Source organism: Pseudomonas sp. PARCl1, from assembly GCF_947311875.1.
GTDB classification, from domain to species: Bacteria; Pseudomonadota; Gammaproteobacteria; order Pseudomonadales; family Pseudomonadaceae; genus Aquipseudomonas; species Aquipseudomonas juntendi.
In genome coordinates, this window is the sequence record NZ_CAMZMX010000055.1 from 1 (window position 1) to 16,466 (window position 16,466).

General features: G+C 64.2%; 13 protein-coding genes. 6 read left to right on the forward strand and 7 right to left on the reverse strand.

Going from position 1 to position 16,466, the window contains the following annotated elements:
• Positions 1 to 452 precede the first annotated feature (452 nt).
• The gene (locus tag QME24_RS22025) at positions 453 to 866 is read left to right on the forward strand and encodes a histone-like nucleoid-structuring protein, MvaT/MvaU family (protein ID WP_154211475.1); all 414 of its coding nucleotides are present in this window, start codon (positions 453 to 455) and stop codon (positions 864 to 866) included.
• Positions 867 to 1,064: 198 nt separating this feature from the next.
• Positions 1,065 to 2,390 carry an MFS transporter gene (locus tag QME24_RS22030; protein ID WP_054905638.1) on the forward strand — a complete coding sequence of 442 codons (1,326 nt, stop codon included), beginning with the start codon at positions 1,065 to 1,067 and terminating at the stop codon, positions 2,388 to 2,390.
• An 88-nt stretch (positions 2,391 to 2,478) separates the two neighbouring features.
• Here QME24_RS22030 and QME24_RS22035 read toward each other — a convergent pair whose 3' ends face one another.
• The 3 genes from QME24_RS22035 to QME24_RS22045 all read right to left on the reverse strand — a co-directional run bounded on the left by QME24_RS22035 (position 2,479) and on the right by QME24_RS22045 (position 5,285).
• Positions 2,479 to 3,294, reverse strand: a complete 816-nt coding sequence (locus QME24_RS22035; RefSeq protein WP_192439933.1) for a sugar phosphate isomerase/epimerase — start codon at positions 3,292 to 3,294, stop codon at positions 2,479 to 2,481.
• Between the two features lie 24 nt (positions 3,295 to 3,318).
• Positions 3,319 to 4,371 (reverse strand): Gfo/Idh/MocA family oxidoreductase, encoded by a 1,053-nt coding sequence (locus tag QME24_RS22040; RefSeq protein WP_192439932.1) that lies wholly within the window; start codon positions 4,369 to 4,371, stop codon positions 3,319 to 3,321.
• 137 nt (positions 4,372 to 4,508) lie between these two features.
• Positions 4,509 to 5,285: an IclR family transcriptional regulator gene (locus QME24_RS22045; RefSeq protein WP_192439931.1), complete on the reverse strand. Its 777-nt coding sequence runs from the start codon at positions 5,283 to 5,285 to the stop codon at positions 4,509 to 4,511.
• Positions 5,286 to 5,480: 195 nt separating this feature from the next.
• Here QME24_RS22045 and QME24_RS22050 point away from each other — a divergent pair, with 195 nt between their 5' ends.
• Positions 5,481 to 7,193, forward strand: a complete 1,713-nt coding sequence (locus QME24_RS22050) for an FAD-dependent oxidoreductase (protein ID WP_192439930.1) — start codon at positions 5,481 to 5,483, stop codon at positions 7,191 to 7,193.
• 38 nt (positions 7,194 to 7,231) lie between these two features.
• Here QME24_RS22050 and QME24_RS22055 read toward each other — a convergent pair whose 3' ends face one another.
• From QME24_RS22055 to QME24_RS22065, 3 genes are read right to left on the reverse strand one after another with little or no spacing between them, the layout of a single operon-like run.
• Positions 7,232 to 8,725, reverse strand: coding sequence for an aldehyde dehydrogenase (locus tag QME24_RS22055; RefSeq protein WP_280091852.1), 1,494 nt, complete (start codon positions 8,723 to 8,725; stop codon positions 7,232 to 7,234).
• A 35-nt stretch (positions 8,726 to 8,760) separates the two neighbouring features.
• Positions 8,761 to 10,143 carry an aspartate aminotransferase family protein gene (locus tag QME24_RS22060; protein WP_009685103.1) on the reverse strand — a complete coding sequence of 461 codons (1,383 nt, stop codon included), beginning with the start codon at positions 10,141 to 10,143 and terminating at the stop codon, positions 8,761 to 8,763.
• A gap of 40 nt (positions 10,144 to 10,183) precedes the next feature.
• Positions 10,184 to 11,026: a helix-turn-helix transcriptional regulator gene (locus tag QME24_RS22065; RefSeq protein WP_054912317.1), complete on the reverse strand. Its 843-nt coding sequence runs from the start codon at positions 11,024 to 11,026 to the stop codon at positions 10,184 to 10,186.
• 278 nt (positions 11,027 to 11,304) lie between these two features.
• Here QME24_RS22065 and QME24_RS22070 point away from each other — a divergent pair, with 278 nt between their 5' ends.
• Entirely contained in the window at positions 11,305 to 12,690 is a 1,386-nt protein-coding gene (locus QME24_RS22070; protein WP_154211477.1) for an APC family permease, read from the forward strand.
• 69 nt (positions 12,691 to 12,759) lie between these two features.
• Positions 12,760 to 13,695, forward strand: coding sequence for a LysR family transcriptional regulator (locus QME24_RS22075; RefSeq protein ID WP_009685106.1), 936 nt, complete (start codon positions 12,760 to 12,762; stop codon positions 13,693 to 13,695).
• Here the strand turns inward: QME24_RS22075 and QME24_RS22080 are convergent.
• Positions 13,665 to 14,876 (reverse strand): MFS transporter, encoded by a 1,212-nt coding sequence (locus QME24_RS22080; RefSeq protein ID WP_161892749.1) that lies wholly within the window; start codon positions 14,874 to 14,876, stop codon positions 13,665 to 13,667. The genes QME24_RS22075 and QME24_RS22080 overlap by 31 nt on opposite strands.
• Before the next feature lie 194 nt (positions 14,877 to 15,070).
• On the opposite strand from QME24_RS22080, the gene QME24_RS22085 reads away from it, so the two are divergent.
• Positions 15,071 to 16,444, forward strand: coding sequence for an 8-oxoguanine deaminase (locus QME24_RS22085; RefSeq protein WP_192439927.1), 1,374 nt, complete (start codon positions 15,071 to 15,073; stop codon positions 16,442 to 16,444).
• Positions 16,445 to 16,466: the final 22 nt, after the last annotated feature.

The following is a 16,466-nucleotide window of genomic DNA, read 5'->3' on the forward strand; positions in this document are numbered from 1 at the left end:
TGCCCTACTGAAAAGCGGAGACGAGTATCGGTCAAAAGCCGCTTAAAAAACTTCCCTAAAACCATAGAATCTCCCACAGGGGTCGCCTTAGGGCTGACAGGTGTTTGTCACAAGATATGCAGTGCCTGTGAGATCGAGCGCCGCCCGCGCGGCGCAATCGCGAGCTGCGCTCGCTCCTTGTAAGAACCGATCCCCCCAGCGTGCACACCATTGGGCTCAAGCAACCAGCAGCGCCTCAGCAGATGCCCTGACAGGCAAAACCCCAGGCATTCATTGATTGAAGTTATTGAAGGCAACCGCTGTAAGAAGTTACTGACAACCCAACTTAGAACTGGACTTTCGTACAACACAACAGCGAAGAATGCCCTGCAAAAATCTCAAATTATTTCCCCACTTGCGTTGCTCTGACCGGCGCGCTAACACTGGTGCCATCACGCACTGGAGGAAGCCCCATGTCTCATCTTGCCCAGTTCCGCGCCCTCGAATGGCTACTCGCCAACAAGAAAGACGAACTACAGTTCATCAAGGTTGACCCCCAGCTTCGCCGCGAGCTGGAATTCGAAAGCAAACTGCACGACCTGCTGGCCGAATATCAATTCGGTTTAAGGCAGGTGCTGAGCATCATGGCACCTGAGCAGCGCAACACGTTCGACCTGTTCACCCGGCAACCCCACGCACTGGTTTCACCGACCGGTTTCCGGGCGCGGCTCAGCAAGTTTTATCAAAACCCCTATACCGGTGAAGTTGTCGAAGCCAAGAGCACCTTGCACAAGACCTTGCGCCAGTGGATCAGGCAGTACAGCCGCGCCGAAGTGGAAAGCTGGGTAATACCAGGTGCCCTGCTACCACGCAGCCTGCGCGAATAACCAGCGCCGGCTCAGCGCTCGCCCTGACGCCTCGCCAGCACTCGCAAGCGTTCGGTAACCGAACATTAGCCCGCCTCTTGAATTGACGCTGCCGCCCGCACTGCTCACCATGCACCGGCCTTGCGTGCACCCTTGCCTGGGAAATGGTCACGCACCCGCAGCACCGCAGTTGAATACAATTTCAAGAAACGAGCCGTCATGAACAACTCCAAGACTCACCCCGCCGCGCCCCGGATGCCCCAGGGTTCGATCGGCGACAAGCTTCGCGCCGCCTTCGGCGTTGGCAAGACCCGCTGGGGCATGCTGGCCCTGGTGTTCTTCGCCACCACCCTCAATTACATCGACCGCGCCGCCCTTGGCATCATGCAGCCTGTCTTGGCCAAGGAAATGAGCTGGACGGCGATGGACTACGCCAACATCAACTTCTGGTTCCAGGTCGGTTACGCCATCGGCTTTCTGTTGCAAGGCCGGCTGATCGACAAGGTCGGCGTCAAACGGGCCTTTTTCTTTGCCGTGCTGCTCTGGAGCCTGGCCACCGGCGCCCATGGCCTGGCCACCTCGGCTGCCGGTTTCATGGTTTGCCGCTTTATCCTTGGCCTGACCGAAGCCGCCAACTACCCGGCTTGCGTGAAAACCGTGCGCCTGTGGTTTCCGGCCGGTGAGCGGGCCATCGCCACCGGTTTGTTCAATGCCGGTACCAATGTCGGCGCCATGGTAACCCCAGCGCTGCTGCCACTGATTCTGGCCGTGTGGGGCTGGCAGGCCGCATTCATCGCCATGGGCTGCCTGGGCCTGGTGTGGGTAGTGCTGTGGCTGGTCAAGTACTACAACCCTGAAGACCACCCGACAGTGCGGCAGAGCGAGGTGCAGTACATCCAGCAAGCTGTCGAGCCCGAGCCGACCCGGGTACCGTTCAGCCGCATACTGCGCCTGCGCGGGACCTGGGCGTTCGCGGTGGCCTATGCGATCACCGCACCGGTGTTCTGGTTCTACCTGTACTGGTTGCCGCCCTTCCTCAACCAACAGTACAGCCTGGGCATCAATGTGACCCAGATGGGTATCCCACTGATCATCATCTGGCTGACGGCCGATTTTGGCAGCATCGGCGGTGGCATTCTGTCGTCATGGTTGATCGGCCGCGGCGTGCGCGCCACGACGGCGCGGTTGCTGTCCATGCTGGTCTTCGCCTGCACCATGGTCAGCGTAGTGTTGGCCGCCAACGCCAGCGGCCTCTGGGTCGCGGTGGCGGCCATTTCGCTGGCGGTGGGGGCGCACCAGGCCTGGACGGCGAACATCTGGAGCCTGGTGATGGACTACACGCCCAAGCACCTGGTGAGTACCGTGTTCGGCTTCGGCAGCATGTGCGCAGCCATTGGCGGGATGTTCATGACGCAGATCGTCGGCAGCGTGCTGACGGCTACCCACAATAACTATGCCGTGCTGTTCACCATGATCCCGGCCATGTACTTCCTGGCGCTGGTATGGATGTACTTCATGGCGCCGCGCCAGGTCGAAAGCGCCTGAGGCGCTGCTCAGTTACCTCTACGGGGCCCTTGCGGGCCCTTTTTTTGCGCCACCGGTCAACGAAGGCGCCGCGCCGCACTGGCCACTGTCAGACCTTGGCCAATACCGCCTTGGCGTGGTCCAGCGCCATGCGCGCACGCTGTTCGCCGCTGATCCCTTGTTCCAGCAACTGCCGGGTAGGGATTTCCAGGCTCAGCGGGAGGGTGGCCGGTAGCGCACGCAGCAGCCCGACCAGATCGGCATCGCCATCACCCGGGAAGCGCCGTTCGTTACGCGCCTGGCGCAGGATTTCGTCCATGTCGGCCGGCACTGGCCCCGCCACGTCGCACAATTGGGCATAGCGCATGCGTTGCGGTGCCAACTGCGCCAGGTCGCTCAGCGCAGAGCCGGAGCGGTTGAAATGGAACGCGTCCACCAGCACGCAACCATTGGCCTGATCGGCGTTGGCTACCACGCGCATGGCCTGGCGCAAATCGGGTACGTCGGTCCAGGGCATGAACTCCAGGTGCGGATGGATGCCATGGCCCGCCGCCAGTTCGCACAACGCGGCAAAGCGCTCGGTGAGCCGTGCTTCGTCCGGGTCGTTGCCTGCCACCAGCAGTTCGGTACCCCCCAGCTCGGCACCCACCGCCAGGATGGCTTCGAAGTCCGCCACGCAGGTGTCCGGCTTAAGGCGCAGGATCTCCAGGTCCAGCACCTGGATGCCGGTATCGCGCAGGCGTGCCTGGGTCTGCCTGCGCAGATCGGCATTGGCCACCAGCGGGTAGTGCTGTTCCTGCTCGGTGGCCGGCACCAGGCGCAGGCCAACATGGCTGTAGCCAGCGCGGGCTGCAGCCTCGACCATGTCTGGCGGGGACAGTTCGAGTACCGTCAGGGCCGCGAGGGAAAATATTCGATCAGTCATTCGTCGTCACCAGCAAAGAGGGTATCAGGCAATGTGCTCGGGAGCACAGGCGCGGCCGCTGGCGGCAGCCTGGCGGATCGCTTCGATCAGAGCCAGGGTGCGGCCAGCGTCGGCGGCATCGACCAAAGGCGGCTGTTCACCGCGGGCGACCCGCACGAAGTGCTGCAACTGCAGGGTCAATGCTTCACCGGCGGGTATGCTGTGCTGGTGCTGCAACAACGGTGTGTGCCACCCCGAACCCGGCTCGGCGTAGTGCCAGTGCTTGAGCTGAGGAATGCTCAGCGAGCCCTGGGTGCCGGCCAGCAGATAACACGGCTGGCCATCCTGGCGCGGGTAGAGCGGGCTTTCACCCGAGTCGAGCTCCCAGCTCCAGGGCGCCGCTACGGCGTCCGAGCCGGTCAGGCTACCCAAGGCGCCATTGGCGAACTGCAATAGCACGGCGGCACTGTCTTCGTTGGCGAACCCGCGCACGTCGTTGCGGGTGAAGGCCTGCACCTGTACCACCTCGCCGCACAAGTAACGCAGCAGGTCGAGGTCATGGATCAGGTTGGTCAGCAAAAAACCCGCACCCGGCTCGCGGCGCCAGGCGGTGTCGAAGTAGCTGTCGGGCTTTTGCAACTGCCACAGTGCGGTGACATTGATCAGCCGGCCCAGCTTGCCTTCGCTGATCACCTGGTGCGCCTTGGCGATCAATGGATTGTGCCGACGATGGTGGCCGACCAATACCGGTACCTTGCACCGCCGTGACGCCTCGACCAGCGCCCGCACCTCCTGCAGCTGCACGCCCACCGGTTTCTCCACCAGTACCGGCACGCCGGCTTCGACGCAATCCAGCGCAGTGGCCACGTGCTGGTTGTTCGGGTTGGCGATGATCACCGCCTCGGGCTGCACGCGTTGCAGCATCTGCCGGTGGTCGGCAAAGTACGGCACGCCGCAGTCGACGGCGAAGGCTTCGGCCTGCGGGCCGGGGTCGGCCACCGCGCACAACCGGGCCTGGGGTACATTGCGCAAGTGCTGGTAATGCTGGCGGCCCATGATGCCAGCGCCGACCAGGGCGATACGAAGGGGTGCGTTCAACAGCCTGTCCTCTTGTCATTGTTGTAGTGCGAATATGAAACTGCGTTCCAAAATTCACACTGGACAATTTAGAACCAGGTTCAACTTTTCAGAAGAGCCTGCTGAACAGACTGTGCGGTAATCGACCGGAATATCCCTCAGGCAAACAGTTCGCTGGCGTGGCTGGCGGCAGACAGTTCCTCGGTAGCCGCCAGCAATAGGGGGGCCAGCTCGGCCAAACGCCTTTGCGCCAGGCGTGCACTGGGCCCGGCAATGCTGAGCACGCCAATCACCTCGCCGCTTTGCGGGCGCCGTACCACCGCAGCCAGCGCCGAGGTGCCCACCGCCGAGGTTTGCTCGACCCAGGCATAACCCAGCTCGCGGGCGCGGTGCAGGTAGGCGAGCAACTCGTCGGTGGTGCGCGGCGCATTCGGGCCGAACTGGCTCGGGTCGGCGATGCCCTGGCGCAGCACCATCTGCAGCGCCTGCTCATCGTCCAGGCTGGCTAGCCAGGCGTGCCCGGACGCGGTGTAGAACAGCGGCGCGTCGCGCCCCATGTCCGGGTCGTAACGCAACCCGGAGCGCGCGCCCTGGGACTTGGCGATCCAGGTCTGCCGCCCCCCATCGATGACACCAAGGCGCACCAGCTCACCGCTGTCCTGGGCCAAGCGGTCGAGAATCGGCTGAATGACATCGGCACCACTGCTGGCCAGGTAACGGAAGCCTTGGGCGACCAGCTTGGCCGACAGCTGATAGCGGCTGTTGTCACGGTTCTGCCGTACGTAGCCCAGCCGCATCAGCTCGGCCAGCATGCGGTGCGCGGCGCTTTTAGGGATATCCAGGCGCTCGGCCAGGGTTTGCAATGCCAGGCCCTGGGGCTCACCGGCAAGGCTCTCAACAAGATTGAAGGCGCGTTCGATCTGACTACCAGCCATGACACAGGTCCTTGCTACGTTTTGCGAGTTCTAGAAGATGATTCCACATCGCCGACAGGGTACACATGCCAGCTCCTGCCAATTGTTCGATTATCGCCCGCTTGTTGCGCGGGCGGTCAGCCCTGCCCTTGCGGATCGACACGGGCCAAATAAGAATATAGAACCACGTTCCAATAACAATACAGGATTAGTGCGATGCCCCCTGCCCCCTTCGAAACCGAATGCGATGTACTGGTGATAGGTTCAGGCGCCGCCGGGCTGGCCGCCGCTGTAACAGCTGCCTGGCATGGGCAAAAGGTGATTCTGGTAGAAAAGGAGCCAGTGCTGGGCGGCGCCACGGCCTGGTCCGGTGGCTGGGCCTGGGTGCCGCGCAACCCGTTGGCGCGCCGCGCCGGCATCGATGAAGACATCGAGCAGCCACGGACCTACCTGCGCAATGAGCTGGGTGCCCATTACGATGCCGAACGGGTGGACGCTTTCCTTGAAGCCTGCCCCCACATGGTGGCGTTTTTCGAGAAGCATACGGCGCTGCAGTTTGCCGACGGCAATGCGATACCGGACATGCACGGCCACACCCCTGGCGCCGCCGAAGGTGGGCATCAGGTGATTGCCGCACCGTACGATGCCCGCGAGGTGGGTGCACTGCTGCCACGCCTGCGCCAGACCCTGCGCGAAACCTCGTTCATGGGCATGCCGATCATGGCCGGCGCCGACCTTGCCGCGTTCCTCAACATGACCCGTTCGCCCAAGGCCTTGCTGCACGTTTGCAAGCGCTTCGGCCGGCACCTGTACCATCTGGCCCGCCATGGCCGGGCCATGCACCTGGTCAACGGCGTGGCACTGGTGGCGCGGCTGGCCAAGTCGGCGCAGGACCTGGGCGTGCAGCTGCAGGTGTCGGCGCCGGCCAAGCATTTGCTGGTCGAAGCAGGCCAGGTGTGCGGCGCGCTGGTGACGACCCCGCAAGGCGAGCAGCGTATCCGCGCCAAGGCAGTGGTACTGGCAGCGGGCGGCTTCCCTCACGACGCTGCCCGGCGCCGGCAGCTGTTCCCCCGCGACGCCAGCGGCCACGACACCCTGGCCCTGCCGCCAAAGGGCTGCTCTGGCGATGGCCTGCGCCTGGGCGAGGCAGCAGGTGGCGTGGTGGCCACCGACCTGCAGTCGCCGGTGGCCTGGGCGCCGGTTTCGCAGGTGCCGCATGGCGATGGCACTGTCGGCCATTTCCCGCACATCATCGAACGGGGCAAACCGGGCATCATCGGGGTGCTGGCCAACGGCAAGCGTTTCGTCAATGAAGCGCACGGTTACTATGACTATGTGGCAGCCATGGTCGCGGCAGTGCCAGCGGACCAGGAGGTGTGTTCGTGGCTGGTGTGTGACCACCGTTTCCTACGCCGTTATGGCTTGGGCCATGCCCGCCCGGCGCCACTGCCGGTGTGGCCGCATGTGCGCAGTGGCTACCTGAAACGTGGCGCCACACTCGAAGCGTTGGCGGTTGCCTGCGGCATCGATGCGGACGGGTTGCGCGCCACCGTCGAGGCCTTCAACAGCCCTGCACGCCACGGCCAGGACCCGGCCTTCGGCCGTGGCTCCACCGCATTCAACCGCAAGCAGGGCGACCCGCAACACCCAGGCCCCAACCCGTGTGTGGCGCCAATCGAACAGGGCCCGTTCTACGCGGTGAAGGTGAAGCCGGGTTGCTTTGGCACCTTTGCCGGGTTGCGCACCGATGGCCAGGCACGGGTACTGGATGCCAGCGGCCAGCCGATCACCGGGCTGTACGCGGCAGGTACCGACATGGCCAGTGTGTTCGGTGGCTGGTACCCGTCTGGCGGCATCAACCTGGGGCCCGCATTGACCTTCGGCTACGTGGCCGGGCGGCATATTGCCGGGGTGCAGGCGTATGAGTAAGCGGCCGGCGGCAGGTCGTGCTTGCCGCCGGCCCGGGTTCAGCCGCGCAGCTGGTACCAGGTGGTCTTGAGCTGCGTGTACTTGTCGAACGCATGCAGCGACAGGTCGCGGCCAAACCCCGACTGTTTGCCGCCACCGAAAGGCACCGTGACATCCAGTGCATCGACCGTGTTCACCGACACGGTACCGACTTTCAGCGCCCGCGCCACGCGGTGCACCTGGTTGAAGTCGTCGCTCCACACCGAAGCCGCCAGGCCATAGATGCTGTCATTGGCCAGGCGCACCGCCTCCTCTTCACTGTCGAAGGCACTCACTGCCAGTACCGGCCCGAACACTTCTTCCTGCGCCAGGCTCATGCTGGCATCGACCTCGGCGAAGATGGTCGGCTCGATGTAGTTGTCCGACCCGCCGATATGCAACCGCCGACCGCCACACACCAGCCGCGCGCCCTCTTGCCGCGCGCGGTCGATGGCGGCCTGGATACGCGCTGCCTGGCCAGCATCGACAATCGCCCCGGCGCGGCTGGCCGGGTCCAGCGGGTTGCCAGGCTGCCATTGCCGGGCCTTGGCCTGCAGGCGCTCGATGAACTCATCGTGGATGGAACGCTGCACATACAGCCGCGAGTTGGCGGAGCAGACCTCACCCTGATTGAAGAAAATACCAAAGGCCGCCTTTTCCGCAGCCAGGTCCAGGTCCTGGCAGTGCTCGAACACCAGGTTCGGGCTCTTGCCCCCGCACTCCAGCCATACCTGCTTGAGGTTGGACTGCGCCGCGTATTGCATGAAGTACTTGCCCACCTGGGTGGAGCCTGTGAACACCAGGCAATCCACGTCTGGGTGCAGGCCCAGGGCCTGCCCGGCCTGCTCGCCCAGGCCCGGCACCACGTTCAGCACGCCTTCGGGCAAACCGGCTTGCAGGGCCAGTTCGGCCAGGCGCAAGGCCGAGAACGGCGACTGTTCGGCCGGCTTGAGCACCACGCTGTTGCCCGCGGCCAAGGCCGGGGCCAGCTTCCAGGCGGCCATGTCCAGCGGGAAGTTCCACGGCACCACTGCCGCCACCACGCCCACGGCCTCACGGGTGATGGTGGCCAATGCATTGGTGGCGGTCGGCGCCACCTGGTCGTAGCGCTTGTCCAGCGCCTCGCCGTACCAGGCAAATACCTGCGCCGACCCGGGCACATCGATGTTGTAGGCGTCCATGACCGGTTTGCCCATGTTCAGCGAGTCCAGCAACGCCAGCTCTTCGCGGTGGGCCATGATCAGTTCGGCCAGGCGCTGCAGCACTTGCTTGCGCTGCCCGGGGGCCATGCGCGCCCACGGGCCGTGCTCGAAGGCCTGCCGTGCGCTGGCCACGGCCAGGTCGACGTCGGCCTGGGCGCAGGCGGCGACCTGCGCCAGCACCTGGTTGGTGGCGGGATTGATAGCGGCAAAGGTCGCGCCACTTTGGGCCTTCACGGCGTTGCCAGCGATCAGGGCGCTGGCCGGCAAGTACAGGTCCGCAGCGCGTTGCTGCCAGAATTCGAGGGTGTACATTTGTACTCCTTTCAAGCGGTTGTGCTGACGGACTGTCAGAGCTTGCCAACCAGGCGCGCCGTGCGGTCAACGGCGATGCGGGTTTTCTCCACCAGCTCATCCAGCTCGCTGTGGTTGGCGATCAAGGCCGGCGCCATGATCATCCGCCCCAGGGTGGAGCGAATGATCACCCCCTCCTCGAAGCCGAAGGTCCGGCACTGCCAGGCCAGGTCGTTTTCATTGGCAAAGCGCTTGCGGGTAGGCTTGTGCTCTGCCAGTTGCAGCGCCGCCACCAGGCCTGCGCCCTGCACCTGGCCAATCAGCGGGTGGTCGGCAAACACCTCGCGCAGGATGCGCTGCAGGTAGGGGCCGGTGTCGTCCTTCACCTGGCGCACGATGCCTTCGTCACGCAGGGCTTTCAGGTTGGCGATGGCCACCGCCGCTGCCACCGGGTGGCCGGAATAGGTCAGGCCGTGGGCGAACACCCCGCCCCGCTCCACCAGCGCTTCGGCTATGCGCTTGCTCAGCACCAGCCCGCCCATGGGTACGTAGCCGCTGGTCAGGCCCTTGGCTATGGACAGGGTATCGGGCTGGAAGCCGAAGTATTCGTGGGCAAACCATTCGCCGGTACGACCAAAGCCACCAATCACCTCGTCGGCACACAGCAGCACATCGTACTGGCGGCAGATGCGCTGGATTTCCGGCCAGTAGCTTTCCGGCGGGAAGATCATGCCGCCTGCGCCCTGGAACGGCTCGGCAATGAAGCCAGCAACGTTTTCGGCGCCCAGCTCCAGGATTTTTTCTTCCAGTTGCAAGGCACAGCGGCGGCCGAACTCGGCCGGGCTCAGCTCACCGCCTTCGGCGTACCAATAGGGCTCGTCGATGTGCGCCACATCCGGGATCAGCCCGCCCATTTCGTGCATGAACTTCATGCCACCCAGCGCCGTGGCCGCCAGAGTCGAGCCGTGGTAGCCATTCCAGCGGCCGATCATGATCGTCTTGCTTGGCTGGCCGACCACCTGCCAGTAGCGGCGCACGGTGCGGATCAGCACCTCGTTGGCCTCGGATCCGGAGTTGGTGTAGATCGCGTGGCTGTAGTGCCCGGGCAGCAGGCTGAACAGCAGCTCCGAAAGCTCGATCACCGCCGGGTGGGTGGTGTGGAAGAACATGTTGTAGTACGCCAGCTGGTCCATCTGCCTGGCGGCAGCGGCGGTCAGGTCGCGGCGGCCGTAACCGAGCTGGGTGCACCACAGCCCGGACATGCCATCCAGGTATCGCTTGCCCTCGCTGTCCCACAGGTGCAGGCGCTCGCCACCTACGATCACCCGCGGCCCTTCGGCGTTCAGCGCCTTCTGGTCGAGGAAGGCATGGATGTGGTGCGCGGCGTCGGCTGCCTGGTAGTCACGGGTCTGGCGTTGCGGGGCGAAAGGCGCATTCATTGTTGGTTTTCCTTTGCGGTGGGGTGCACGGCAGCGGCGCTCAGCGCCGCTTGCCCATATAGCTTTCCAGCGGGTCCTTGCCCAGCACGCCCTGGGCATTGGCCAGCGCGTCGATGAACAGGGAAAACAGCTCGGACTGGGTGCCGATATCGAGCTTGGCGTAGACGTTCTTGCGGTGCGACTTGATGGTGTCTTCCGACACACCCAGGCGCTCGGCCAGCGACTTGGTCGAATGGCCGCGCAAGATCAGCTGGGCAATGCGGCATTCGCGCTCGGTCAGCAACGAGCTGCCGAAGTTGTTCAGCGCAGCGTGAATACGCTGCTCAAGGATGTTCTCGAAGCGCCCGGCACGGCTGTCGACGCCGGCAAAATGCTTGCCGAGTAGCGCCAGCACCCAGGGCGTGATGTGCCCGAAAAGTGCACGGGTTTGCGGGTCGAGCTTGTCGGTGAAAGCCAGCGACACGGCCAGGCTCTGGCCGGGGGCCAGCTGCAGGATGTAGTTGAGTTCGTCTGCCAGGTGCGAGTGGCGGTAGAACGACTGGTAGTACTCGCTGACCTCAAAATGGTCGGGTGCCACCTCGAACAGGCCGTAGCAGCCAGACCCCAGCTGCTCCACGCAAGCACCGTAGAACGGGTCGAGCAGGTAGAAACCCGACAGGTAGCGGCTGACGTTACCCTCGGGCTGCCAGGGCGCCTTGTCGTCCTGCTCGAACAGCGCGCAGGGCATGCCGTGGTGCGGGTACAGGTACACCGTGGTGGCCTGGATCGGCCGGATCACGCCCAGTGCTGCAAACAGGTTGGCGGCGAAGCCAGGCCGGCCGATTGCCTCGGTGACCTTGGCCTGGTGCTCGAACCACTGTTCTGAAAGCAATTGGATAGTCACAGTCGGCCTGCCATATGGAGTAAGGCACCGCCGCCAGTGCGGTGCGTGGTTGGGCAGATACTCCCATGGCAGGGGAACCTGCGGAATCACCCTTTGGGGTGAGCCGGATGGCCGCTGCCTGGGCTCACCCCAAAGGGTGATTCCGGGTGCTGGCGGGGTGTGGGAGCATCAACCCGCCCCAGCGCTGCGAGCCTTGCGCTCGACCTCCTTGCACGACACCCCGGTAACGAGCCTGCTCGCCTGCCGCAGTGGCCTGCATCCCTTTCCAGGAGTTAGCAATGCATACAACAACAAGTACAGCTCACCCCACCACCCCGCCCGCCACCGCGCAACCTGCCGCCAGCAGCGGGCGTTTGCGCCAGTCCATGAGCATGACCGCCCTGGTGCTGTTCGGCCTGGCATACATGGTGCCGCTGGCGGTCTTCACCACCTATGGGCTGGTCACCCAGATGACCAAGGGGCACCTGCCCACTGCCTACCTGCTGACCCTCGCCGCCATGCTGCTGACCGCCTACAGCTACGGCCGCATGGTCCAGGCCCACCCCTACTCCGGCTCGGTCTACACCTATACCCGCAAGGCCTTTGGCAGCCACATCGGTTTCATCACCGGCTGGACCCTGCTGCTCGACTACATTTTCCTGCCACTGCTCAGCTACCTGCTGATCGGCATCTACATGTCGGAATACTTCCCGGCCATTCATGCCTGGGTGTGGGTGGCAGGGTCCATCGCCCTGGTCACCTTCCTCAACCTGATCGGCATCGAGTCGATCACCCGCGTCAACTGGATCCTGGTGGTGACGCAACTGGTGTTCATCGTGGTTTTCGTCGGCCTGGCCGTGCTCAGGCTGAGCGGCCAGGCCGAACCCGTTTCGCTGCTGGCGCCGTTCCACCACGACGGTTTCAGCGTGCCGTTGGTGATGACCGGCGCGGCCGTACTGTGCCTGTCATTCCTGGGCTTCGATGCGGTCTCGACCATGGCCGAGGAAACCAGCAACCCGACCTACCGTATTCCGCTGGCGATCCTTGCCGTGTCCCTGATCGGCGGCTTGCTGTTCCTGGTGGTGTCGTACTGCGCACAACTGGTCTTCCCCGACTGGGGCAGCTTTGCCGACCCGGACTCGGCCTCGGTGGACGTCATGCGCCGGGTAGGCGGCGAACTGCTGGTCAGCGCATTCACCGCCACTTACGTGGCCGGCTGCTTCGCCTCGGCCATGGTGTCGCAAGCCAGCGTGTCACGGGTGCTGTTCGCGATGGGCCGAGACGGCGTGCTGCCGCGGGCGTTTGGCCAGCTTGCAACGAAAAAGCGCGTACCGGCCACCGCCATCCTGGTGGTCAGCCTGCTGTCGCTGATTGCCCTGGTCATTACCCTCGACACCGTGGCCAACATGATCAGTTTCGGCGCACTGTTCGCCTTTTCGGCGGTGAACCTGGCGGTGGTCAAGCACTACCTCATCGACCGCAAGCTGCGCGGTGCCGGTAATGTGGTGCTGTACGGCGCCATACCGGGGCTGGGTTTTCTCAGCACGCTGTGGCTGTGGAGTAGCCTGACCAGCCTGTCGTTCAGCATTGGCCTGTGCTGGATGGGCATGGGCCTGCTGGTACTGCTGGGGCTTACCCGGGCGTTTCGGGTCACGTTGCCGGCCAGGCCAGGCGAAACTCATTGATGAAATCCACGTGCGAGGCTTCAATAGGCACACCCGAACCGGGAACCCAGTTCATCATAGAAGCCACCCATGTACTCTTCCGAACGCCTCAAAGGCATTGACGTTTTCGTCGCCGTCGCTGACTTGGGCAGTTTCACGGCAGCTGCCGAGCGGCTCAACCTGACCAGCTCGGCCATCAGCAAGAGCGTGGCCCGGCTGGAGGCCCGCCTGGGCGCACGGCTGTTCAACCGCACCACGCGCAGCCTGTCGCTGAGTGAAGCGGGCGTGGTGTTCTATCGCACTTGCACCTCGGTCCTGGCCGACCTGGAAGAAGTCGAGCACACCCTGGCGGCCAGCGATGACCAACCCCATGGCAAAGTGCGGATCGAACTGCCCGCCTCTTACGGTCGCCTGCATGTGCTGCCGCTGATCCTCGACTTCATCCGCCTGCACCCGTTGCTGCAGCCGCATGTGTCGTTCTCCGACCGTTTCGTCGACCCGGTGCACGAGGGCATCGATATCGTGGTGCGCATCGGTGGCCCGGATGCCTGGCCGGCGGCGCTGGGCCACCAATACTTCGGTGCCCAGCGCCTGATGTTCTGTGCCGCCCCTGGCTACCTGGAAAAGCATGGCGTACCGCAACACGAGCGCGACCTGGAGCACCACCACTGCGTGGGTTATGGCCACACCGACGGCCTGGTCAGCCCGTGGTACTTCAAAGGCCGCCACCCCGGCGAAATGGAGCGGCGTACCGTGCAGCCGCGCATTGCCGTGGGCGATGGCGAAGGCGAAGTGGCAGCGGTGCTGGCCGGCCATGGCATCGGCCAGCTACCCACCTGGCTGACCCAGCAGTACCTCGACCAGGGGCGCCTGGTCGAAGTATTGCCGGCACTGGCCACCGACGGCTTGCCAATGAACCTGGTGTGGCTGAAAAGCCGCGAAGGGCTACCCAAGGTTCGCGCCTTGCTCGACTACCTGCTACCGCGCCTGGCGCCTCACGGCAGCCGGGCCTGCGCACCGGGCTGAGGCGCCAGCCGGCCCACCACGGGCACCAACGCCAGCGCCAGCAAGGCGATGCCAGCCGCCACGTAGCCCACGTAGCCGACCCCCAGGTGGGAAATGGTCATGCCACCCAGCACGGCCCCCAGGCCGATACCGGCGTTGGCCGCCGACACATTGGTGGTACCCGCCAGGGCTTGGGCATGGGTGACCGAACTCATCACCCGCACCTGGCTCACCGGGTACAGTGCCGTGTTGGCAATGCCCCACAGCGCCAGCGCCAGGCAGAACAGCACGGCCCCCTGGGCCAGCGGCACCAGCGCCGCCATGCCAATGGCCAACAGCACCAGGAACAGCGCGCTGGCCCTGAGCGGTGAGCGGTCCACGGCCCGCCCGCCGATCCAGTTGCCAAGCAAGCCGACCGCGCCAAAGCCCATCAGCCACCAGCCGGTATGCGCCGGGGCCACGCCCGCTACCCGCTGCAGCAGGTCGGCCAGGTAGGTGTAGCCCGTGAACATGGCCGTGAACACCACCACCGACAGCAGCACATTGGCCAGGAAAAAACGCTCTTTGAAAATGCGCGCCTGCTGCATGAAGTCAACTTTCGCCGTGCGCGCCACGTGCGGCATCCATACCCACATCGCCAGCGCCATCAGCAGCGACAACGCAGCCAGGATCCAGAATGCACCGCGCCACCCCACCGCCGTTGCTGCCACGGTCCCCAACGGGATACCCAGCAACATCGCCGCCGAGATACCCAGGTAGACCTTGGCAATGGCCTGCCCGGCCCTGTCGCGCCCAGCCAGGTGGCCGGCGGTTTCACTGGCGGTGCCCCAGAACACCGGCAGCGCCAGTGCCGGTATCACCCTGGCGACGGCCAGCACCCAGAAACTGCCGGAGGCAGCAGCCAGCGCATTGGCTGCGGCGAAGACCAGCAAAATGCCGATGAACAGGCGCTTGCGGTCCAGGTGCGCCAACGCCGCCGTCAATAGCGGGCCGGCCAGCATCACGGTGAATGCGAACAGGGTGACCAACTGCCCCGCCAGCGATATGGAAATACCCAGGTCCTGGCTAAGCGCGGGCAGCAAGCCAACGATCAGAAATTCGGTGGTCACGATCAAAAAGGCTGAAAACGCCAGAATGGCAATGCTGATTGCAGCGTGCCGGCTGGGGGTGGCGACCCCAGGGCTTGGTTCGAAAGCGGACATCAAGACAGGCTCCAGAAATAAGGTCACCAGTCTATTGGTAAACTTAATTCGTATTTCTGGTGTTATTTCACTAATCGGATGACTCGATTTCATCAATCGAGCGCTGATGTATACAACTTTCAGGATTCCTGATTACATACGCGTTCGCCTACGACCTCGGTAATCGCCCAGGCGTATAGCGACGGGCTTAAGCCATGTCATTTACCGCTACCAAGAAAACCCTCCTCGTCAAAAACGCCCAACTGCTGGTCACCATGGACAGCGAACGCCGCGAAATCAAAAACGGCGGCCTGTACATCGAAGACAACCTGATCAAGCAAGTAGGCCCCAGCGATAGCCTGCCGCAGCACGCCGACGTGGTGCTGGACATGGCCGGCAAGGTGGTCATCCCGGGCCTGGTCAACACCCACCACCATATGTACCAGAGCCTGACCCGCGTGGTGCCGGCGGCTCAGGACGGTGAACTGTTCAACTGGCTGACCAACCTGTACCCGATCTGGGCTCGGCTGACTCCGGAAATGATCGCGGTGTCGACCCAGACCGCCATGGCCGAGCTGATGCTGTCCGGCTGTACCACCTCCAGCGACCACCTGTACATCTACCCCAACGGCTGCAAGCTAGACGACAGCATTCATGCTGCCAGCGAGATCGGCATGCGCTTCCATGCCGCGCGCGGCAGCATGAGCGTAGGGCAAAGCCAGGGCGGCCTGCCGCCAGATGCGGTGGTCGAGAAGGAAGCCGACATTCTCAAGGAGTCGCAGCGCCTGATCGAGGACTACCACGATGCCAGTCACGGGTCGATGCGCCGCATCGTCGTGGCGCCCTGCTCGCCGTTCTCGGTCAGCCGCGACCTGATGCGCGAAGCTGCGGTGTTGGCGCGCCAGTATGGCGTTTCGCTGCACACCCACCTCGCCGAGAACGTCAACGACATCGCCTACAGCCGTGAAAAATTCGGCATGACGCCCGCCGAGTATGCCGAAGACCTCGGCTGGGTCGGCCACGACGTCTGGCACGCCCACTGCGTACAGCTCGACCAGCATGGCATCGAGCTGTTCGCCCGTACCGGTACCGGGGTTGCCCACTGCCCTTGCTCGAACATGCGCCTGGCCTCCGGCATTGCCCCGGTGCGCAAGATGCGTGACCACGGCGTTGCGGTTGGCCTGGGCGTAGACGGTTCGGCCTCCAATGACGGCGCCAGCATGATCGGCGAAGTGCGCCAGGCCCTGCTGCTGCAGCGGGTTGGCTTCGGCCCAGACGCCATGACCGCCCGTGAAGCGCTGGAAATAGCTACCCTGGGCGGCGCCAAAGTGCTCAACCGCAACGACATCGGCGCCCTGGCACCCGGCATGGTCGCCGACTTCGTCGCGTTCGACCTGGGCCATGTGGCTTACGCCGGCGGCCACCACGACCCGTTGGCCGCGCTGGTGTTCTGCACCCCGACCCAGGTTCACACCAGCGTCATCAATGGCCGGGTGGTGGTCAAGGACGGCCAGTTAGCCACGATCGACCTGCCACGGGTGCTGGAACGCCACAACCAGCTGGCCCTGCAATTGGTCAGCGGCGCCTGAACGCGACGGCAAGCCAGCCGTT